This window comes from Lysobacter sp. KIS68-7, from assembly GCF_021284745.1.
In the GTDB taxonomy this organism is placed as follows: domain Bacteria; phylum Pseudomonadota; class Gammaproteobacteria; order Xanthomonadales; family Xanthomonadaceae; genus Noviluteimonas.
Genome location: NZ_CP089925.1, coordinates 635,553 through 655,139, shown reverse-complemented (window position 1 = coordinate 655,139; position 19,587 = coordinate 635,553). Strand labels below are relative to the sequence as shown.

Annotated in this window: 27 protein-coding genes; 20 read left to right on the top strand and 7 right to left on the bottom strand. The window is 67.7% G+C overall.

Translation table 11 applies throughout. The annotated features are described in order from the left end of the window. Nucleotides 1-2: 2 nt before the first annotated feature. The gene (locus LVB87_RS03135; RefSeq protein ID WP_232899463.1) at nt 3-506 is read right to left on the bottom strand and encodes a hypothetical protein; all 504 of its coding nucleotides are present in this window, start codon (nt 504-506) and stop codon (nt 3-5) included. Between the two features lie 118 nt (nt 507-624). On the opposite strand from LVB87_RS03135, the gene LVB87_RS03130 reads away from it, so the two are divergent. The 4 genes from LVB87_RS03130 to LVB87_RS03115 all read left to right on the top strand — a co-directional run bounded on the left by LVB87_RS03130 (nt 625) and on the right by LVB87_RS03115 (nt 4,823). After that, nucleotides 625-1,695: a hypothetical protein gene (locus LVB87_RS03130; RefSeq protein ID WP_232899462.1), complete on the top strand. Its 1,071-nt coding sequence runs from the start codon at nt 625-627 to the stop codon at nt 1,693-1,695. Nucleotides 1,696-1,731: 36 nt separating this feature from the next. After that, nucleotides 1,732-2,499, top strand: a complete 768-nt coding sequence (locus LVB87_RS03125; RefSeq protein ID WP_232899461.1) for a lytic transglycosylase domain-containing protein — start codon at nt 1,732-1,734, stop codon at nt 2,497-2,499. 26 nt (nt 2,500-2,525) lie between these two features. Further along, nucleotides 2,526-3,983: a DUF4034 domain-containing protein gene (locus tag LVB87_RS03120; protein ID WP_232899460.1), complete on the top strand. Its 1,458-nt coding sequence runs from the start codon at nt 2,526-2,528 to the stop codon at nt 3,981-3,983. A gap of 69 nt (nt 3,984-4,052) precedes the next feature. Then, nucleotides 4,053-4,823 (top strand): lytic transglycosylase domain-containing protein, encoded by a 771-nt coding sequence (locus LVB87_RS03115; RefSeq protein ID WP_232899459.1) that lies wholly within the window; start codon nt 4,053-4,055, stop codon nt 4,821-4,823. Nucleotides 4,824-4,842: 19 nt separating this feature from the next. On the opposite strand, the gene LVB87_RS03110 is transcribed toward LVB87_RS03115, so the two are convergent. Next, a complete protein-coding gene (locus LVB87_RS03110; protein WP_232899458.1) occupies nt 4,843-5,178 on the bottom strand; it encodes a hypothetical protein in 336 nt (111 codons plus the stop codon). Nucleotides 5,179-5,383: 205 nt separating this feature from the next. Between LVB87_RS03110 and LVB87_RS03105 the strand changes: the two genes are divergently transcribed. From LVB87_RS03105 to LVB87_RS03090, 4 genes are all read left to right on the top strand, one after another. Then, nucleotides 5,384-8,299: an EAL domain-containing protein gene (locus LVB87_RS03105; RefSeq protein ID WP_232899457.1), complete on the top strand. Its 2,916-nt coding sequence runs from the start codon at nt 5,384-5,386 to the stop codon at nt 8,297-8,299. Between the two features lie 70 nt (nt 8,300-8,369). Further along, on the top strand, nt 8,370-8,882 hold the full coding sequence (locus tag LVB87_RS03100; protein ID WP_232899456.1) for a DUF1993 domain-containing protein: 513 nt from the start codon (nt 8,370-8,372) through the stop codon (nt 8,880-8,882). A 4-nt stretch (nt 8,883-8,886) separates the two neighbouring features. After that, entirely contained in the window at nt 8,887-9,093 is a 207-nt protein-coding gene (locus LVB87_RS03095; protein ID WP_232899455.1) for a CPXCG motif-containing cysteine-rich protein, read from the top strand. A 57-nt stretch (nt 9,094-9,150) separates the two neighbouring features. Continuing rightward, nucleotides 9,151-9,669 carry a hypothetical protein gene (locus LVB87_RS03090; RefSeq protein WP_232899454.1) on the top strand — a complete coding sequence of 173 codons (519 nt, stop codon included), beginning with the start codon at nt 9,151-9,153 and terminating at the stop codon, nt 9,667-9,669. A gap of 47 nt (nt 9,670-9,716) precedes the next feature. Here LVB87_RS03090 and LVB87_RS03085 read toward each other — a convergent pair whose 3' ends face one another. After that, the gene (locus tag LVB87_RS03085; protein WP_232899453.1) at nt 9,717-9,926 is read right to left on the bottom strand and encodes a hypothetical protein; all 210 of its coding nucleotides are present in this window, start codon (nt 9,924-9,926) and stop codon (nt 9,717-9,719) included. A gap of 292 nt (nt 9,927-10,218) precedes the next feature. Here LVB87_RS03085 and LVB87_RS03080 point away from each other — a divergent pair, with 292 nt between their 5' ends. After that, on the top strand, nt 10,219-10,689 hold the full coding sequence (locus LVB87_RS03080) for a hypothetical protein (RefSeq protein WP_232899452.1): 471 nt from the start codon (nt 10,219-10,221) through the stop codon (nt 10,687-10,689). Nucleotides 10,690-10,824: 135 nt separating this feature from the next. Here the strand turns inward: LVB87_RS03080 and LVB87_RS03075 are convergent, their stop codons facing one another. Then, on the bottom strand, nt 10,825-11,133 hold the full coding sequence (locus LVB87_RS03075; protein ID WP_232899451.1) for a hypothetical protein: 309 nt from the start codon (nt 11,131-11,133) through the stop codon (nt 10,825-10,827). On the opposite strand from LVB87_RS03075, the gene LVB87_RS03070 reads away from it, so the two are divergent. The 3 genes from LVB87_RS03070 to LVB87_RS03060 all read left to right on the top strand — a co-directional run bounded on the left by LVB87_RS03070 (nt 11,132) and on the right by LVB87_RS03060 (nt 12,986). After that, nucleotides 11,132-11,872 carry an HAD family hydrolase gene (locus LVB87_RS03070; protein WP_232899450.1) on the top strand — a complete coding sequence of 247 codons (741 nt, stop codon included), beginning with the start codon at nt 11,132-11,134 and terminating at the stop codon, nt 11,870-11,872. The two genes, LVB87_RS03075 and LVB87_RS03070, sit on opposite strands and share 2 nt — an antisense overlap. A 119-nt stretch (nt 11,873-11,991) precedes the next feature. After that, nucleotides 11,992-12,459, top strand: coding sequence for a hypothetical protein (locus LVB87_RS03065; protein WP_232899449.1), 468 nt, complete (start codon nt 11,992-11,994; stop codon nt 12,457-12,459). Nucleotides 12,460-12,539: 80 nt separating this feature from the next. Next, nucleotides 12,540-12,986, top strand: a complete 447-nt coding sequence (locus LVB87_RS03060) for a hypothetical protein (protein WP_232899448.1) — start codon at nt 12,540-12,542, stop codon at nt 12,984-12,986. Between the two features lie 11 nt (nt 12,987-12,997). Here the strand turns inward: LVB87_RS03060 and LVB87_RS03055 are convergent, their stop codons facing one another. Continuing rightward, a complete protein-coding gene (locus tag LVB87_RS03055) occupies nt 12,998-13,183 on the bottom strand; it encodes a hypothetical protein (RefSeq protein WP_232899447.1) in 186 nt (61 codons plus the stop codon). Nucleotides 13,184-13,263: 80 nt separating this feature from the next. On the opposite strand from LVB87_RS03055, the gene LVB87_RS03050 reads away from it, so the two are divergent. The 4 genes from LVB87_RS03050 (at nt 13,264) to LVB87_RS03035 (ending at nt 15,307) form a co-directional block, all read left to right on the top strand. After that, nucleotides 13,264-13,710 (top strand): copper resistance protein NlpE N-terminal domain-containing protein, encoded by a 447-nt coding sequence (locus LVB87_RS03050; protein ID WP_232899446.1) that lies wholly within the window; start codon nt 13,264-13,266, stop codon nt 13,708-13,710. A gap of 93 nt (nt 13,711-13,803) precedes the next feature. Beyond that, nucleotides 13,804-14,439, top strand: a complete 636-nt coding sequence (locus LVB87_RS03045) for a hypothetical protein (protein ID WP_232899445.1) — start codon at nt 13,804-13,806, stop codon at nt 14,437-14,439. Further along, on the top strand, nt 14,436-14,843 hold the full coding sequence (locus LVB87_RS03040; protein ID WP_232899444.1) for a GFA family protein: 408 nt from the start codon (nt 14,436-14,438) through the stop codon (nt 14,841-14,843). Before LVB87_RS03045 ends, LVB87_RS03040 begins: the two co-directional genes overlap by 4 nt. Then, nucleotides 14,840-15,307, top strand: coding sequence for a GNAT family N-acetyltransferase (locus LVB87_RS03035; protein ID WP_232899443.1), 468 nt, complete (start codon nt 14,840-14,842; stop codon nt 15,305-15,307). Before LVB87_RS03040 ends, LVB87_RS03035 begins: the two co-directional genes overlap by 4 nt. Before the next feature lies 1 nt (nt 15,308). Here LVB87_RS03035 and LVB87_RS03030 read toward each other — a convergent pair whose 3' ends face one another. Then, nucleotides 15,309-15,614 carry an antirestriction protein gene (locus LVB87_RS03030; RefSeq protein WP_232899442.1) on the bottom strand — a complete coding sequence of 102 codons (306 nt, stop codon included), beginning with the start codon at nt 15,612-15,614 and terminating at the stop codon, nt 15,309-15,311. A gap of 259 nt (nt 15,615-15,873) precedes the next feature. Beyond that, complete coding sequence (locus tag LVB87_RS03025; protein ID WP_232899441.1) at nt 15,874-16,188, bottom strand: hypothetical protein; 315 nt, start codon at nt 16,186-16,188, stop codon at nt 15,874-15,876. Between the two features lie 157 nt (nt 16,189-16,345). On the opposite strand from LVB87_RS03025, the gene dusA reads away from it, so the two are divergent. The 4 genes from dusA (at nt 16,346) to LVB87_RS03005 (ending at nt 19,556) form a co-directional block, all read left to right on the top strand. After that, a complete protein-coding gene (gene dusA / locus LVB87_RS03020) occupies nt 16,346-17,341 on the top strand; it encodes a tRNA dihydrouridine(20/20a) synthase DusA (protein WP_232899440.1) in 996 nt (331 codons plus the stop codon). Further along, nucleotides 17,338-18,252 carry an arginine deiminase-related protein gene (locus LVB87_RS03015; protein ID WP_232899439.1) on the top strand — a complete coding sequence of 305 codons (915 nt, stop codon included), beginning with the start codon at nt 17,338-17,340 and terminating at the stop codon, nt 18,250-18,252. The genes dusA and LVB87_RS03015 overlap by 4 nt, the downstream gene beginning before the upstream one ends. Nucleotides 18,253-18,408: 156 nt before the next feature. Continuing rightward, on the top strand, nt 18,409-18,834 hold the full coding sequence (locus tag LVB87_RS03010; RefSeq protein ID WP_232899438.1) for a hypothetical protein: 426 nt from the start codon (nt 18,409-18,411) through the stop codon (nt 18,832-18,834). A 38-nt stretch (nt 18,835-18,872) separates the two neighbouring features. Further along, nucleotides 18,873-19,556, top strand: a complete 684-nt coding sequence (locus LVB87_RS03005) for a response regulator transcription factor (RefSeq protein WP_232899437.1) — start codon at nt 18,873-18,875, stop codon at nt 19,554-19,556. The last annotated feature ends 31 nt before the right edge of the window (nt 19,557-19,587 follow it).

Below are 19,587 nucleotides of genomic sequence, written 5' to 3'. Positions count from 1 at the left end.
CCTCAGGTCTTCTTCGCCTTCTTCTTGTGTGCCTTGGATTTCTGCGCCTTCTTCGCGCGCGCTTCCGCTTTCTGCCGCTCCTGCACGCTGACGATCTCCGCGGGCAGGTCGCGCTGCAGCTTCGCCAGCAACTCCACCACGGCGTCGCTGTCGATCGGCGCCCCTTGCAGCGTCGTTGCCGTCACCAAAGTCGTTGTCTTCTTGATCGTGTCGGAGAGCAGCAACGCGCGCGTGAGGATCAGGAAGGGCACGTCGCGGTAACGCACCGTGTACAGATCCATCATCTGCGAGCGGCCTTCGTAGCTCACGCCGGGCGTGTTCACGAGGATCTGGCCGACGGCGTTCCAGGTATCGAGCTTGTCGGCCTCCAGCGTGAACTTGCCGCGGGTCTCGGTGGGCGGCGGCAGCGCAATGGGCTCGGGCGGCGGCGTGGCTTCCCTGGCCGGGCGCGTGGCACAGGCCGTGGACAACAGGGCCAGCAGGAGCGCGATGGCGATGCGTGGCACGTGCGATCTCCCTTGTCGATGCATCCCTGTTTGCCGCGTCGCGCATGAAGGGGGCTTGAAGAAAGGTAAAATACGCGGGCACCGGCCTGTCGCCGCTGCGCTATCCGGGGAATTTCGAATGCGTCTTCACACCCTCGCGCTCGCACTGCTGTGCGTGCTCGCAACGCCCGCCTTTGCCGATGAACCTGCGCAGGCTGCGCCCAAGGTGAAATGGGTGCTGCCGTGGAAGCAAGGCGTCGCGCTGTCCTACCAGACCGAGGACACGGCCACCGAAGTGAAGGACGGCGCCACGTCGCGGACGCGCGCGACGGACACCACGCACGTTCGCATTGCGGAGGCGTCGGACGCGGGATTCGTGCAGGTGTGGTCGAGCGAGAACGGTACCTACGACGTGCTCGAAGGTCCGCCGGCCCTCCAGGCGCAGGCGATCCAACAGCGCGCCACCATCGCGGCGCTTTCCGGCGTGCCGCTGGAAGTGAAGCTCGCCACGGACGGCACCTATGCCGGCGTGCGCAACCTGGACACGCTGATCGCGAAGATCCGCGCCGTGACGGCGCCGACGCTGCTCGTGGCCATCGAATCGCAGATGGCGCAGATCGAAGACCCGAAGGCGCGCGAGAAAGCCCGTGCCACCGCCAAGGCGAACACGGACGCTGCGCTCGATCGCATGCTGACGCCCGCTTACGTCGAAGCGCTGCTCACGCGCCAGATCCAGGATTACGACGGCTTCCACGGGCTGGAGATCGAGCCCGACCAGTCCTACGAGGTGCAGACGGCGCTGCCCAACCCGTTCGGCGGGCCCGCGTTCCCGGCCAAGCTCACGTTCTCCATGTCGGTGTCGCCGGACGATCCGGAGGATCTGTTCGTTGCGTGGGATATGCAGATCGATCCCGAGAAGGCCGCGGTCGCCGCGCTCGCGATCAGCGAGAAGCTCGCGGGGAAGAAGCTCGATAACACCGGCAAGGACGCAGTCACTTCGCTCGACATCGCCGACGAAGGCCTGATCGTCGTCCACCGCCCGACGGGCGTGGTGGAGATGTACGAGTCCACGCGCACGACGCAATTGCCCGGACAGTTGAAGAAGGTGGAGCGCCATCGCATGCGCTTGCTCGATGGACAACATGAGCACTACTGGCGGGACGAGGAGACCGCGGACGCCGGCGCGCCGGCGAAGGCGGAGGGCTCGTAACATCGCCACACCTTCGCATGCGCTAGTCTCCGCGCCATGCGTTCCACCGCCTGCCTGGTCGTCGTCCTCGCCGCCACGCTGAGCGTGCCCGCGCACGCGCGCACCGTCTATCGCTGCACGCGCAACGGCACCGTCAGCCTCTCCACGGCGCCGGAGCCCGGTTCGAAGTGCGTCGCCAGGCACTTCGAGGACGATCCGGCGAAAGTGCCGAATCTCTGGGGCAACCTGGGCGTGGTGAAGGGCACGCTGTACGAGCGCCAGCAGGACGGCAGGACGGTGTACGGCACGCGCAAGTTACCCGGCGCGGTCCCCGTGCTCGCCTTCACCGTGCAAACGCCGCCGGGCTCGCCTGCGCACGTGGGCCTCGGCCAACTGGGTCCTCCGCAACTGAAGCCGTATTCCGCGGAGTTCCGCGCCGCCGCGAAGCGCACCGGCGTGGAAGACGCGATGCTGCGCGCATTCGCGCACGCCGAAAGCGGCTTCGATGCCAAGGCGGTTTCGAGCAAGGGCGCGCAGGGCGTGATGCAGCTGATGCCCGAAGTCGCGCGCGAGTACGCGGTGCTCGATCCGTTCTCGCCCGCGCAGTCCATCGACGGCGGCGCGCGTCATCTCAGGCAACTGGTCCGCCGCTACAACGGCGACCTCGAACTCGTCGCCGCGGCCTACAACGCGGGCATCGGGACGGTGGCGCAGTACAACGGCATCCCGCCGTATCGTGAGACCATCGAGTACGTCGCGAAGGTGCAGGCCTTGTACGATCGCTACAAGCAGGCGCTGGAAAAGCCATGCAAGTCGCGCCGCTGACGGCGCTGCCACCAAGGGGAAGGGACATGGATCGCAGGATGCGCATGGGGATGTGCTTCGGGCTCGCGCTCGCCTGGACGACGGCGGGCGCGGCGGAGACACCGACGCCGGACATCGGTGGGATCGATTTCGAGCAGCGTTGCCTCGCACAATCCGATCCCGCCGGGACGCATTGGCCGCGGGAACAGGTCGTCGCGCGTTGCGCGCTCGATCGTCGTCCGCAACATTCCCTCGAGGACATCACGCAATTGGCCGAGTTCGGCGAGGTCGCCACGCTCGAGAAGGATTTCGCTGCGTTGCTGGCGGCGCAGTACGCAGATCCTGCGCAACGCGACCAGCTCTTCGCGCAATTCGATGTCTTCGACGCGCGCGACAATGCCCGCCTCGCCGCGGAGCTGTGGATCGATGCGGCACCCGACAGCGCCTTCGCGCACACCGCCGCGGGACTGCGGTTCGTCGCTGCGGCCTGGCGCGTGTCCAACTTCGCCGACGAGCAGCGCACCCGGGAGATGCGCTATCTCGCCGGCAAGGCTCGCGAGGAACTGGAACGCGCACTCGCGCTCAATCCCCGGCTCAGCCCCGCGTGCAAAGGCCTGATGCACGTCGCGCAGATGACGGGCGACGCGGCGCTGCAGGAGAAGGAAGTCGCGCGTTGCCGCGACCTCGATCCTGCGTCCTATCGCGTGCTCTGGGCCTGGGCAGGCACGGTGATGCCGCAATGGGGTGGTCGTCCGAAGGACTGGAACGACGTGGCCGATGCCGCGGCAGCGCACGAAAAGGACAATCCCTTGCTCGGCGTGTTGCGCAACACCCCCGCGATCAACCGTGCGCGGATCGAAGGCGATGCCAGGAGCCTGCGCGCGGCGCTGGATCTCGCACCCGACACGGATCTCATGCAGGCGCTCGCCTTGCGTCTTCAGTACGAGTATCCGAAAGACGCACTCGCGTGGTCGTCGCAGGCCCTGCGCTTCGCCCCGCTCGAATCGCGCTATCGCCTTGCGCGCGTACGACTGCGCATGGCGGCGGGAGATCTCGCGGGCGCGGGCGAAGACCTCGACTTCGCATTGGCGCACGACGACACGGATGCGCAAGCCTGGTTCCTGCGCGGTGACCTCGCGCAAAGGACTTCGCGCTGGGACGATGCACGCACGGCCTACCGCAGCGCCATGCTGCACGATCCGCTCGATGCGTGGCCCGTGCTGGGCCTGTGCCAGGTCGCGCTGCGTGCAGGGGACAAGGCGGAATCCGACAAGTGCACGCAGGGGCTCGTGACCCAATGGTCCACGTGGGCCGATGCGTGGTACCTGCGCGCCTGGTGGCTCGCACGCAAGGGCGATCGCGCCAAGGGCGATGCGCGCCAGCACTTCCTCGAAACGGCAGACCTGTCGGATCCGGTGCACCGCCGTTATTCCGCCAGCCTCTCCGCGCCGGGCAAGCCGCCGCTCGTGGTGCCCTCGCAATGCGAACGCTGCGCAGCCCGCTGAAGGCGGATGCTGCGCCGCACACACGGCCTTCACGCGACGCTGAACGCTTCCCCGCTCTGATGGCGGGCCATGCACGTCCGCCTTGCCCTCGCCGGACTGCTTTGCCTGCTGCCGCTCGGCGGCGCGCAAGCGCGCACCGTGTACGAGTGCCTGCGCGACAACCGCCTGAGCCTGTCGACCGCGCCGGAGCCGGGTTCGCGCTGCAAGCCCAAGCGCGTCAACGACCGCAAGGCCAAGGTCCCGAACTTCTGGGGCGACCAAGGGCCCGTGCGCGGCAACGTCTACGCGAAGAACCTCAACGGCGTAACGGTCTACAGCACGCGCAGGATGCCCGGGTGGAAGGAAGTCGCCGAGCCGTATCGCCTGCACGCGCCGCGAGATTCATGGGCGCACGAAGGCCTCGGTGAACTCGGGACGCCGCGATTGGACGTGTTCGCCGCGCAGTTCATCGCGGCGGCGAAGAAAACCGGCGTGGAAGAGGCATGGCTGCGCGCGATCGCGCACGCGGAGAGCGACTTCAATCCGCGCGCACTCTCGCCGAAGGGTGCGCAGGGCGTGATGCAGCTGATGCCGGCGTTGTCGCGCGCGTATGGCGTGACCGACCCGTATTCCTCGGCGCAGTCCATCGATTGCGCCGCGCGCCATATCCGCGAATTGATGCGCCTGTACAAGGGCGACCTTGCGCTCGTCGCCGCCGCCTACAACGCGGGCACCGGTGCGGTGGCGCGTTACGGCGGGGTTCCGCCGTACGCGGAGACCGAGGATTACGTCGAGAAGGTGCAGGCGCTGTATGCGCGCTATCGCAGCGCGCTGAAGAAGCCGGTGCCGCGCAACATCTGAGCGCGGCTATGCGCGCCGACTAGGCTGCCTCGTCGTCGCGCGGCACGATGCGCTTCCTGGGCAAGCCGAGCGCGGGGAACTGCGCGGTCATGCGGGGACCGCTCACCACGCCCCAGCGAATGCCGATGCGGTGCAGGCGGGCTTCCATCTCCACGCGCATCGACGGGGGCGTGCGGGCCAGGATCGCGGCATGGCGTTCGGCCCACGCCGTGGCCAGCGCAAACAGGTCGGTGGCGGTCGACTGGATGCGCGGCATTTCGCGATCCAGCGACTCGAGTTCCGATTCGAGGGCGATATCCAGGGCGACGCCCAGTGCAATGCCCGAGGGTTCCGCGTCGTTCGCCTTCCGGTCCATGCGCCCTCCCCACCGTGGGGGGCACGCTCGCCTCCCCCCGGTCTGTAGGGTGTGACGATGCGTCCTGGGGCCTTCCGCTGCCGTGCGGTGGGTTGCAGGGGGGAAGTGACTTCGTCCACAGTTCGACACCGGGGCAAGCCCGATAAGGGCGCGCTCGCGTGACGGTCCACGAGTGGCAGGCTTTCGGGGGGAAGCAACCACACACATGACCGCGAAGTTCGGCGGATCCGTTTCGACCCTGCCCGGTGAGGACGCTGTCCTCGCCGGTGCGCTGCTGCGTGCGCGTTCGCCGGCCGAAGCCGTGGCGGCCTGGTTCGAGGCCCATCCCCATTGGCAGGCCCGCGGGGCCTGCGTGCTGTGGTCGACCCGCTGGCCCCGCGACATCGCGACGTGGCCCGAAGGCGTGGCGGACGCGCGCATCCTGGCGGAAGCCAACATCGCGCTCGCGCACCATCGCGTGGGCGGCGACGACGTGCACCCGCGCGTGCTGCACGACGATGGCGAAAGCGTCGTCGCGATCGTGCATTGCCCCGGCGACGATGCGCCGCATCCCGCGGTCGGCGTCCGCCTGGCCGAGCTGCTCGACCGCCAGCGCATGGAGGAAAGCGTCTCGCGCCTGGAGCAGGCGGAGAAGCTGCAGCGCTCGCTGTACGCCATCGCCGACATGGCCGGCTCCGACCTGGACATGCCCGACATGCTGCGCGGGCTGCACCGCATCGTCTCCGACCTGATGTACGCGGAGAACTTCTACATCGCGATGCACGACCGCGAGCGCGACACGCTGCGCTTCCTGTACTTCGCCGACGTCGTGGACGAAGAGCTCAACCTGACGGCCGGCATGGAAATCCCGCTCGCGCGCATCGAGCAGGGCCTGACCTGGTACCTCACCCGCGACAAGCGCCCGTTGATGGGCGTGACCGAGGAACTGCGCGAACAGGTCTCCGGCCCGCTGCAGATCCACGGCGCCGACAGCAGCGACTGGCTGGGCGTGCCGATGCTGCGCGATGGCGAGGTCAAGGGCGTGGTGGTGGTGCAGAGCTACACGGGCGAGCGTTGCTATACGACCGCGGAGATGTCGCTGCTCGCCTTCGTGGCCGAGCACATCCTCACGGCTCTGGAGCGCAAGCGCGGACGCGCGGAGCTGGAGCAGCATGTCGTCGAGCGCACGCAGCAGTTGCAGGTGGCCAACCAGAGCCTGCGCCACGAGATCGCCGAACGTAAACGCAGCGAGCGCCTGCAGGCCGCCCTGTACCGCATCGCCGCGCTGGCCAGCCTGGACGAGTCGAGCGAGAGCTTCTACCGCCACGTGCATACGATCGTCGGCGAGCTGATCGACGCGAAGAACTTCTACATCGCGCTGCTCTCCGAGGACGGCGCCACCGTGTCCTTCCCTTACGCGGCCGACGAACACGAGCACGACTGGGACGCGCGCACCTACAGCCGCGGACTCACCGAACACGTGCTCGCCACGCAGAAGCCGCAACTGATCACCCGCGCGGCCGCACAGGCGATGGTCGATGCGGGCGAGGCCGATGCCTTCATCATGGGCGCCCCCACGCAGGTGTGGCTTGGCGCGCCCTTGCTGAGCACCGAAGGCGCGATCGGCGTGGTGGCCGTGCAAAGCTACGAAGACACCAACGCCTACACCGAACGCGACGCCGAACTGCTGACCTTCGTCTCCTACCAGATCGGCAGCTCGCTGCAGCGCCGGCGCGCGGCGGAGCTGCTGCGCCAGGCGAACGCCGAACTCGAGCATCGCGTGGAAGCGCGCACCCTCGAGCTGCGCGAGCAGATCGCCGTGCGCGAACAGATCGAAGCGCAACTGCAGCACCAGGTCATGCACGACGTGCTGACCGGCCTGCCCAACCGCATCTACCTGCGCGATCGCATCGAGCGCGCGGTGGCCGGGCTGCGCCGCGAAGGCGGCCATGGCTTCGGCCTGCTCTACATCGACGTCGACCGCTTCAAGGTGGTCAACGACAGCCTGGGCCACAGCGCGGGCGACGTCCTGCTCAAGCAGGTGGCCGAACGCCTGGCGGCCTGCGTGCGCGAGCCCGACGTGGTGGCGCGCCTTGCGGGCGACGAGTTCATCCTGCTGCTGGAGCACGTGCAGCAACCGGAGACCGCGTCCAAGGTGGCGCAACGCGTGCTGCGCGCGCTGCAGCCGGCGGTGAGCGTGGCCGGTCGCGAGCTGCAGCTGTCCTGCAGCATCGGCATCGCGATCGCGATGCCGGGTCGCTACGCCAACGCCGATGCCGTGCTGCACGATGCCGACGTCGCGCTGTACCGCGCGAAGGAAGCGGGCCGCAATCGTTTCGTGCTCTTCGACGATGCGATGCACCAGAGCGCCATGGACGTCCTGGATCTCGAGCAGGCCCTGCGCGATGCGTTGTTGCACGACGAGTTCGAACCCTGGTTCCAGCCCATCGTGCAGCTGCACGATGAAGCCGTGGTCGGCTACGAAGCGCTGCTGCGCTGGCACCATCCGCAACGCGGCGTGCTGAACCCGGGCGCTTTCCTGAAGGTGGCCGAGGACAGCGGACTGATCGGCGCGATCGACTGGCGCATGTTCCGCCTGGCGCTGGAGAGCGGGCGATTGCTGGTCGACGAAGGACGCTACCTCACGCTCAATGTTTCGCCGCGCCTGTTCCAGCACGAAGACTTCGCCGGCCGTTTGCTGGACCTGGTGGGCGAGATCGGATTCCCGGCCGATGCGCTGCGCCTGGAAGTCACCGAAGGCACGCTGCTCGGCGATCCGGAAACCGTGGTCCGCACGTTGCATCGCCTGCGCGAGGCGGGCGTGGAAGCGGCGCTGGACGATTTCGGCACGGGCTATTCCTCGCTCGGCCACGTGCATCGGTTCCCGCTGCGCATGATCAAGATCGACCAGAGCTTCGTCGCCCCCTTTGCGCACGGCACCGCGCCGCGCAGCTCGGCGCTGGTCGAGGCCATCCTGGCGCTGGGCAATGCGCTCGGCGTGGAGATCGTGGCCGAAGGCATCGAAAGCGAAGCGCAGTCCGCCGTATTGCGGAGCATGGGCTGCCTCTACGGGCAGGGCTACCACTTCGCGCGACCGCAGCCGGCCGGCCATTGGTTGGGACAGACAAACCCAGGATCGTGACTGGCGCTTTCGTAACGCGCGCGTAGGCTGTGCGGCTTCGGGGCCATGGTGGCCCCCCGGGAGCCCCGTGATGGTCCATTCGATGCATCAGTTTTCCGTGCCCGTGTTCGTGCGCGCGCTGCGCAACCTGCGCGGCGTCCTGCAGATCGGCGAGAAGTTCATCGTGGAGAAAGGCATCGCACCCGAGGTGATGCTCGCCACGCGGCTGATGCCGGACATGCTGCCGCTCGTGCGCCAAGTGCAGATCGCCACGGACATGGCGAAGAATTGCTGCGCGCGACTCACCGCGACCGAGCCCATGCCCTTCCCCGACGACGAGAAGACGTTCGAGGACCTGTACGCCCGCATCGATCGCTGCATCGACTACATCGAAGGCTTCGCGGCGGATCAGTTCGAAGACGCGGCCTCGCGCGCGATCTCGTTCAAGACCCGCGCCGGCGATCTGAACTTCGACGGCTTCGGCTACCTGACGAGCTTCGTGCTGCCGAACCTGTTCTTCCACGCCTCGATCGCCTACGCGATCCTGCGCGAAGCGGGCGCGCCGCTAGGCAAGAACGACTTCCTGGGCGGCGCCGGCCGCTGATTCGATGCTGCCGAGCACCGACATCGCGTGTCCGTACTGCGGGGAGGTCATCACGATCCTCCTCGACGTGCCGTTCGACGAGGGCGGCCCCGTCGAACAGCACTACATCGAAGACTGCCAGGTGTGTTGCCGGCCCATCTCGATCGCCGTGAGCTTCGACGTCGACGGCGATCCCATCGTCACCGCCTCCGCGGAAGACGACGCCACTTGACCCGCCCTCCACGCGCGCGGCGCTACACCGCGCACGTGCTTTCCGAGGAGCGCGGCGATGAACGGGACATCCGCTTTGGTTGCATGCCTGCTGGCCTTGCCCGCGGGCGTGCTCGCACAACAGGAAACGCCGCCGCAGGAACGCACGGTCGAGGAGCAGAAGACCATGCGGACGCAGGATCCTGCGTTCGTGCGACTGGATGCCGATCGCGACGGACGCATCAGCGCCGCGGAAGCCAACGCCGATACTGCGTTCGCGCTCGCTTTCCACGGCATGGACACCGACCACGATGGCAGCGTCACCAGCGCCGAGTTCAACGCGCCGCGCAAGCCTGCACCGCCGACGACCGCACAAGGCGCGACCAAGGCGGACGTGCCGCAGGTCGACACGCATGAATCCTTCTCCGGCCTGGACACCGACAAGGATGGCCGCGTGAGCGCCGCCGAATCCGGCAAGAACGCGAGCGACTTCGAGGCGATGGATACGAACGGCGACGGCTTCGTCAGCGATGCGGAATATCGCGCGCAGTCCAAAGCGGCAGGCAGGATGGACGAGGGCAAGCCCGCGACGCAGTGAGTGAATGAGAAAAGGCGCCCCCCGGCGCCTTTTTCATGAACCCGCTTTCAATGCCGGGTGGCCGTGTCGTCGCCTTCCTCCTCGCGCAACGACAGACGGATGTGCCGCGACGGCGACTCGGTCGCGGTGCGTTGGCGATCCGCGTCGCCCGGACGTTCCAGCGGCGGTGTCGAACTCTGCGGTTCCGCCGGCTGGGCACCGCGGCGCGCAGCGATGTTGCGGGATTTGCTGCGCGGCGTCTGTCGCGGGGTGGTCATGGCGGCGTCCTCGGATGGGCGGTGGGGGCGGGGTTTGGCGACCATCTTTGGGGGCGGTCCATTAACGGCCGTGCATGCCGCTGGTGAAACTTTCGTAAGCGCACGAAGGGAAATGTGAATTCGCGCCACGACGACATGAATCGGGCGAAAGTGCGCCCGCTAACGCAATTCGGGCGGCCGTTGGTTAATGCCGCGTGGAGGCGCGTTTTGCGCCCTCGTGGAGATTCAGACGGAGCGTTGCATGGTGGGCGCCGTCGCATCGAGGCACCGGCAGCGATGCGCGACATCCCCCATGGAGACCGACGACATGATCAATCGCAAGCCCCTCTTCCTCGCCCTCGCGCTGACGTTCGCCGCCCCGCTCGCCTTCGCGCAGAGCGCGACCCCGCAGAGCGCCACGCCGCAGCCGACGACGCAGACGCAGTCGACGACGACGACGTCCACCACCACCGAACAGCCCACGGGCACGCAGGGCGACGCCTCGCAGTCGGGTGATGCCTGGTCGAAGGACCAGTCGACCGCCCAGACCCCGGCCACCCCGGCGACCCCGTCCTCCTCTGCGGAGCCGCAGAAGAAGAATTGGTCCGACCTCGACACCGACAAGAACGGCACGCTCAGCGTGACCGAGGCTGCGGCGGTGCAGAGCCTGGCGAAGGCGTTTACCGAAGCGGACGCCAATGCCGACGGGCAGCTGACGCAGGACGAATACAAGGCGTACCTCGCCGCGAACGGCAAGGCAGCCACTCCGCGTTCGGGCGGTTGACGCATCGCGTCGACCCTCCGGCCGGGCCGCGCGAATGTTTGCGGCTCGCACAAGCGGCGCACATCCGGTCGGTTCCCGTTGGGGGCCGGCCGGATCCATGCACCAGGTACATCCGCATGACATCCGCTCACCAGGCTAGAGGACTTCCATGAACGCTACGCTTCGCACCCTCACCGCCACGGCTTTCGTGGTTGCAACGATGTCCCTGGCGGCCTGCGCCTCGGGCAAGTCCAAGGATTCGACCGAGTCGACGTCCAGCTCGTCGATGCCGGCCGATTCGACCGCGCCGCCTGCGGCGACGACGGCCGCGACGCCGCCGTCCACACCGTAATACCGGCAGACCGCGGACCTTGGTCCAGGACGCAGGACGGCTCGCCCGTCCTGCGTTTTTTTCGCCCGCGCCACGCGCGTAAACTGGCGCGCCCACACGCGCGCATCGTCCATGGAAGACGCCTCCATCCGCCTCGTCGGCTTCGACGGCGACGACACCCTCTGGCGCAGCGAAGACTATTACCGCGGCGCGCAAGGCGACTTCGAACGCATCGTCGGCCATTACGTCGACCTCCACGACGCACGCGTGCACGAGCGCCTGTACGCAGTGGAGAAGCGCAACCTCGCTTCGTTCGGCTACGGCGTCAAAGGCATGGTGCTGTCGATGATCGAAGCCGCGGTGGAGATCACCGACGGTCGCATCACCGCACACGACCTGCATCGCATCGTCGCGATGGGCAAGACCTTGTTGCAGCACCCGGTGGAGTTGCTGCCCGGCATCCGCGAAGCAGTGGAAGCGATCGGCCAACACCACGACATCGTGCTGATCACCAAGGGCGACCTGTTCCACCAGGAAGCGAAGGTGAAGCAGTCGGGCCTGGCGGATCTGTTCCGCCGCATCGAGATCGTGAGCGAGAAGGATGCGCCGACCTATGCGCGCGTGCTGCGCGAGTTCGACCTGGCGCCTTCGCAGTTCGCGATGATCGGCAACTCCCTGCGCAGCGACATCGCGCCCGTGCTCGAACTGGGCGGGTGGGGCGTGTACATGCCCTACCACGTGACCTGGGCGCACGAAGCCGAGGCCGACGTGGCGCACGATGCGCCGCGCCTTCGCAAGGTCGACGATGCCGCGGGACTCCCCGCCGCGGTGGCCGACATCGTGCGCGCCGCCGCTTCGATGAACGGGAGCTAGCGCGGCCTTTGCCACGCGTGTGGGACCCCGCTTCGGTTGCAATCTCGTTCACCGCGCCCGCCGCATCGTCGGCCACGGGCCCACCATGAGGGCGGGCCGACGAAACAGGGAGAGACACCATGATCACGTTGTCCCGCTGGATGGCACCCGCCGTGCTCGCGGCGGGTTTGGGCCTCGGTGGTGCTGCGATTCCCGCGCACGCCCAGGACAATACGTGGACGCGCGTGCTGGTCGATGCCGCCGATGTCGCCTTGCGCGGTGGCCAGCCCTATTACCGTTACGGCAACTATCGCGATGACGACCGCCTGGTCGTCGTGCGCGATCGCTATGGTCGCCCCGTGTATTACCGCCTCGTGCGCGTGGAGGGCGGTCGCGTCCCGTACTACGGGAATGTCTATTACCGGGATCCGGATTACGCGAATACCGCGCGCCGCGTCACCTGCAGCCACAGCGGCAACTGCACGGTGAAGTACTACGACCCGCGCTACGACAACCGCGGTTACGTCACCCGTTACGACGGCCGCCGCTGGGACGGCCGCGGGCACGGCCATGACCGCGACCACGACCACGACCGGGACGACGACTGACCCCACGGCTGAGCTGGCCTTCGTGCCGCCTCAACGGCCGTAGTGCTAGCCTCCAACTCCCCTCGACAGGAGTCCGCACCATGACCCGCCTCCTCGCCTGCGCCGCGCTCGCCCTCGCCCTTGCGTCGCCGGCTGCGTTTGCGCAGAAGAAGACCGATTGCAAGATGCACTTCTCGACGTCGGGCTGGTCCGCGTTCTACAAGACGGCCTCCGGCACGGGCGTGATCACCTGCGACAACGGCCAGAAATTGAACGTGTCCATCAGCGCCAAGGGCGGTGGCCTGGCGTTCGGCAAGTCGAGCATCAACGGCACCGGTGAGTTCTCCGGCGTCAAGGACATCCATGAACTGTTGGGCAGCTATGCGCAGGCGGAAGCCAGCGCGGGCGCGTCCAAGTCCTCGGCGGCCAACGTGATGACCAAGGGCGAAGTGCAACTCGCGCTCGCCGGCACCGGCAAGGGCTGGGACCTCGGCATCTCCTTCGGCAAGTTCACGATTTCGGCCGCGGGCAGCTCGAAGAAGAAGTAAGCGACGCCGCATCAATCGGAACGATGGCCGTGATCCTCCACCGAGGGCACGGCCTTGTACGCGCGCCCGAGATCGTTGCGCAAGCGCTCGCCGACGTAGCCGACGGCGGCGAAGTACACCGTGATCAACACGCACAACACCGCCAGTCCCCACGCATGTCGGCGGAGGAACGGAAGCGGCGAGAGATGCAGGCGCATGGGACACCCCCTGTGACGGCACCATGCTGTGCCCGCCCCGGTCACGGCGGCGTGCACGCGATGTGCGGCACAATGGCCCCGTGACTGCCGCTCCGCGCCGCTGGTCCTTCCTTCTCGCCGCGCTCGTCGCCGCGGCGGCAGCCGGTTGCGGTGAACGTGCCGATCCGTCCACGTCCGCCGGCCCCGCGCCGCGCTTCGACACCCCCGATACCGAACTCGCATGGGAAGGCACGCTCGCCTGCGCGGATTGCGACGGCATCGAAACGCGCCTGCGCCTGCAGCACGGCAACGGCGTGGTGGCGCAGTACGAACTGGTCGAAGCCTTCCTCGCGGGCGAGGGCACCGAGTACTTTCGCGAACAGGGACGCTGGCGCCGCGACGGCCGGATCCTGCGCCTGCAATCGAGCACGGGCGGCGAGCGCCTGTATGCCATTGACGGTGCGGGCAACCTGGTCGTCGTCGATCGTCGCGGCCACGCGGCGGGGGCGGGCCGGACGCTGTCGCCCGTCGGGCCTCCGAACCTGTGACCGCATCGCCGGTTCCGTGACGCCGATTTCAGAGCGCATTCATCGAGGGCGCACAGACTAGGCGCCACACAGGGACACATCGGAGAGGGGACCATGTCGCACCGCACCTTGCAGGGTGTCGCACTCGCACTCGCGCTCGCGTTGGCCGGCGCCGCCGGCGCCGCGCACGCCCAGACCGTCGGGTGGAATCCGCGCACCGGGGACATCTGGATCGACAACACGCTGGGCGACATGAATCGCTACGGCTCGCGTTACCGCGATCCCTTCGTCGACGAACTCGTGCGCTACCACGGCGCGCCGCGCGACCTCGTGGTCGAACTGCTCGGCCCGCGCCGCTGGACGCCGGGCGACGTCTACATGGCGTGCAGCATCGCGTCGATCATCGGGCGCCCGTGCCGCTACGTCGTGGACGCCTACGACCGCGACCGCGGCAACGGCTGGGGCAACATCGCCAAGCAGATGGGCATCAAGCCCGGCTCGCCGGAGTTCCATCGCCTGAAGCAGGGCTTCGTGCCGGTGTACGACCGCTGGTCGCGCCCGATCGTGCTGGATACCGAACTGCAGCGCGTGTATCCGAACCACGGCAAGGACAAGCACAAGTACAAGGGTTACGACCACGACGACCACGGTCGCGATAACGACCAGGGCGAAGACCACGGCAACGGTCACGGCCATGGCAATGACAAGGGTCATGGCAACGGCAACGGCAAGGGCCACGGCAAGAAATGAACCCCGCTTCCCCCGATCGGGTGGTGCATCGCGGCGGCTGCCATTGTCGCCGCGTGCGCTTCGAAGTCGAGGCACCGGCCCACATCGAAGCGCTCGACTGCAACTGCTCGATCTGCCGCATGACCGGCTTCCTGCACCTGATCGTGCCGGCCGCGCGCTTCCGCCTGGTCTCGGGCGAGGACGCGCTCACCGAATACACCTTCAACACGGGCGCGGCGAAGCACCGCTTCTGCAAGGTCTGCGGCGTGAAGAGCTTCTACATCCCGCGCAGCCATCCCGATGGCGTGGACGTCAACGTGCGTTGCCTGGACGCGGGGACCGTGGAGGCGCTCCGCCTCGTGCCTTTCGACGACAATGATCGCGATGCCGCCACTGCCGCGTTTGCGCACCTGACCCACGAATGATCCGCATCGTCGATTTCGATCCGCGCTGGCGCGCGGATTTCGCACGCCTGAACATCGATTGGCTCGAACGCTGGTTCGTCGTCGAAGCGATCGACCGCGAAGTGTTGTCCGATCCGGAGACGCACATCCTCGCCGACGGTGGCCGCGTGCTGTTCGCCATCGATGAAGGCGACCGCGCCATCGGCACGGTCGCGCTCAAGCATGAAGGCGAGGGCGTGTACGAGTTGACGAAGATGGCCGTTGACCCCGCGTTCCAGGGGCGCGGTATCGGCCGCCTGCTGATGGACGGCGCGCTGCACGCCTATCGCACGCTCGAGGGGCGCGAACTGTTCCTGGAATCGAGCAGCAAGCTCGCGCCGGCCCTGGCCTTGTACGAAAGCGTGGGCTTCCGCCATCGGCCCGCACCGCGGCCCGGCTCGCATTACGCGCCCGCGGACGTCTACATGGTGTGGGAATCCGACTGAGTCAGTCGACTGCGGCAAGGATCGTCGTGGACTCCACGTGGTCGCCCGCATAGGCGCGCAATCGACGGTAATGATCACCATGGCCCAGCGCGCACAGCGCAAGCAGCGTGGCGACGATGCCGGCAGCGTCGCCGGACATCGTCACGTCGTTGCGTTGCGCGTCGATGCGGATCCGCAGTGCGCCCACGCAAGGCGCGAGATAGAAGCCGCCGTTGGTGAGCGAGACGAAACGCAGCGGATGATCGTGCTTGTCGATGCAGGCCTTGCGCAGCCACCGGTGGATCGTCGCCTGGATCACGCGATCCACCGGTAGTTCGTGCTGTGCGTTGCGAGGAAACAAGAGAGAGCCGCCGGCGCAGTTCAGGGAGAGAGAGGGGTCTGCGCCGGCCGACGGGCTTCGGGCGCGTGGCCCGCTCTGCGCGTCTTCGGCTCCCGCCCGGAGGACACCTTGGGGATGCGACCGGGCGAGTGCAGGACACCACAGGGCGCGCGGGCCGCGACATTGTCCCCAGGGGCGACGGCGTGCCGACGCCGGACCGGGACGATGCACGTGGCGCCACGCGTGCTCACGGCATTGCGATGTGCGTGGTGGCCGGGTGCAGGTAATCGCGCACCATCTGGTAGGCCTTCGTGCGCGAAACGCCGTATTCGAAGATCAGCGTCTTCGCGAACACACAGCGCGGCCGGCCGATCTCCTTCAGCTCGTCCAGGCGGCGGTACATCAGCTCGCGCGTGGGTGTTTCGTTCTGCCGCCACGTCTTGTATTCGCTGACGATGCCGCCGGCGATGCGGTGCGCATCCTCCAGGTCGGCCTGCAGTCGATGAAGCGCCGCCTCGAGGCTGCGCACGCGTTTTTCGAAGTACTCGAGATCGAGACCCATGGTGTGTTTTCTCCGCGACAGGGATTTGTCGTGCGTCCAGAAAACCGCAGTGCGGAACGGGCGAACAATTGTCCGCGAGGGCATCTGCCCCATGGTTCATAGGAGAAATACTGCATCGACGCGTCAATTCGCGTTCGCGCGGTAAACTGCGCCTCCCATGGACGCAGCCGCCATCCCCGCCGAGCAGCTCCGCCTCTCCGTCGCGCCGATGATGGATTGGACGGACACGCATTGCCGCGTGTTCCACCGCGTGCTCGCGCCGCATGCGCGGCTGTACACGGAGATGGTCCATGCCAACGCGGTGATCCATGGCGATCGTGCGCGATTGCTGGCGATGGATCCGATCGAGCATCCGGTCGCGTTGCAGCTGGGCGGCAGTGAGCCGGAACTGCTCGCGCAGGCCGCGCGCATCGGCGCGGAACACGGCTTCGACGAGATCAACCTCAACTGCGGGTGTCCGTCCGATCGCGTGCAGGCCGGTCGTTTCGGCGCATGCCTGATGCGCGAACCGGCGCTGGTCGCCGATAGCGTCGCGGCGATGATTGCAGCGTGCGATGTGCCGGTGACGGTGAAGTGCCGCCTCGGCGTGGACGACGACCACGACTTCGATCGTTTCATCGCCTTCATCGACACCGTCGCGTCCGCAGGCTGCGGGATGTTCGTCGTGCATGCGCGCAATGCGTGGTTGCAAGGACTGTCGCCGAAGGAGAATCGCGAAGTGCCGCCGCTGCGTTACGACTGGGCGTATCGCCTGAAGCAGGAGCGCCCCGCGTTGCAGGTGATCGTCAACGGGGGCATCGCCACGGAGAGCGAAGCGACGACGCACCTGTCGCATGTCGACGGTGCGATGCTCGGTCGCGCGGCATACCATGACCCTTGGCTGCTGCATCGCCTGGATGTCGCCTGGTTTGGCGGCGAGTTGCGCACGCGTGCGGACCTGTTGCGCGCGCTGCGGCCCTACGTCGAAACAGAACTCGCGCGCGGCGTCTTCCTCAAGCACATCACACGGCACCTGCTGGGCCTGTTCTCGGCGGAACGCGGCGGTCGCGCCTTCCGCCAGGTGCTGAGCGAGGGCGCGCACAAGCCCGGCGCGGATTGGTCCCTGGTCGAGCGTGCGATCGCGCTGACGCAGGCACCGGTGGTCGCCGCATGATCACGCGCGACATCGACGCCTTTTCCCGCCACGTGCGCACGCTCGCGCACGATTTCGGGCCGCCGACCGCGCGCGCCGCGTTCCTCGTCGCGCCGGACGGTTTCCGCCTGGCCTCCGAGTCCGCGACCGACAATCGCTACATGGCCTCGCACGCCGCATTCGACCCCGCCCGTGCCTCGCACGAACATCGCGAACTGCATCGCGCGCTCGCGCAGGTCGTACCGACCATCTGCTTCCCCGGTGATCCGGAAGCGCCGGACGCGCTGTTCCCCAACAACGTCTTCGCCACCGCGGCGAACGGGCGTTACATCGTCGGGCGCATGCGCCACCCCGTGCGCCAGCGCGAAGCGCAGCGCGAGGACATCCGCGCCTTCTTCGCCGGCGTGCTCGATTACGCGGAGATCGACCTGTCGCTGCAGCCGCACGCGTGCGAACTCACCGGCGCGCTGGTGATCGACCGCGCGCGCGGCATCGGTTGGTGCGGCCTGTCGGAACGTTGCGACGAGGACGGCGCGCGTGCGATGCACGAGGCCTTCGGCCTGCGCGCGACCTTGATGTTCGACCTCGCCCCGGGCGAGTACCACACCAATGTCGTGCTCGCGGTCCTGGCCGGCCGTGCGGCGCTGGTGTGTCCGCGCGGCTTTGCCGACGAGCGGGTCGTGGAGGCGATCGCCGTCGCCTATGCGCCGCACGCGATCGTGTTGTCGGATGCCGAGCATGCCGGGTTCGCCGGCAACGCCATCGCGCTGTCCCACGACGTCGCATGGATGAGCGAAGGGGCCGCCAATACCCTGTCGCCGGCCACGCGCGCGGCGATCACCCATGCGGGGTTCGCCCTGAAAACCGTGCCGATGGCCGCGATCGAAGCGGCGGGCGGCTCCCTCCGCTGCTGCGTCGGCGAGGTCTTCTGAGGCCGGCAAACGCGAACCGGGGCGTGACCGGCCATGAACGCCCCCTTGAGGTGAAGGAAAAGTTCAGACCCAATTCACCGCCTGATTCAAAGAATGGCGCCGCTTTGGCAGAGTCTGCTTCCGGCAGACCCCACCGCATCCCGAGGGCCTTGCCGCATGTCGCTGTCGCGTTCCCTGCCGCCGCTGTCGTTGGCCCTGGCGCTCGCCATGGCCAGCACCGTCGCGTGGGCGAAGCCGAAGCCGCATCCGCAACCGCCCCCGCCGCAACCGCAGCGGCAGCGGCCCCAGCAGGCGCCGCCGCATGCGCAGCAGGACCAGCAGGGCCTGTCCGAGTCGGTGCGCCGCGCCGAACGCAGCGGTCAGGTGCTCAGCGCCGAGCAGGTGCAGTACGACGGGCGCGACGTCAATCGTGTGAAGATCGTGGACGACAAGGGTCGCGTCCGCGTGTACTGGGATGATCCGGCGACGCAGGGCCAGGGCCAGCAGCAGCAAACGCAGCAGCGCAGCCAGGGCAAGCGCAACGGCAAGCCACCGCAAGGCGGCCGTACACGCTCCGACGACGACGGCGACCCCAACCTCTGAACCAACGGTCGCAACGACCACGCAGACACGGAGTCACCATGCGCATCCTGCTCGTCGAAGACGAAGCACCGCTTCGCGAAACCCTCTCTGCGCGCCTGAAGCGCGAAGGCTTCGCCGTCGATTCCGCCCAGGACGGCGAGGAAGGCCTGTACATGGGCCGCGAAGTCCCCTTCGACCTCGGCATCATCGACCTCGGCCTGCCCAAGATGTCCGGCATGGAGCTGATCAAGGCGCTGCGCGACGAGGGCAAGAAATTCCCGGTGCTCATCCTCACCGCGCGTTCGAGCTGGCAGGACAAGGTCGAAGGCCTGAAGCAGGGCGCCGACGACTACCTGGTCAAGCCCTTCCACGTCGAAGAACTGCTCGCGCGCATCAATGCGCTCGTGCGCCGCGCCGCGGGCTGGAGCAAGCCGACGCTGGAATGCGGCCCGGTGGTGCTCGACCTCGCCGCGCAGACGGTCACCGTCAACGGCGCCAACGTCGACCTCACCAGCTACGAATACAAGGTGCTCGAGTACCTGATGATGCATGCCGGCGAACTGGTCTCGAAGGCCGACCTCACCGAGCACATCTACCAGCAGGACTTCGACCGCGACTCCAACGTGCTCGAGGTCTTCATCGGCCGGCTGCGCAAGAAGCTCGACCCCGAGGGCGAGCTCAAGCCGATCGAGACCGTGCGCGGCCGCGGCTATCGTTTCGCCATTCCCCGCACCGGGGACTGACGCCTGCGCGTACCATGGACGCTGCCCGCGC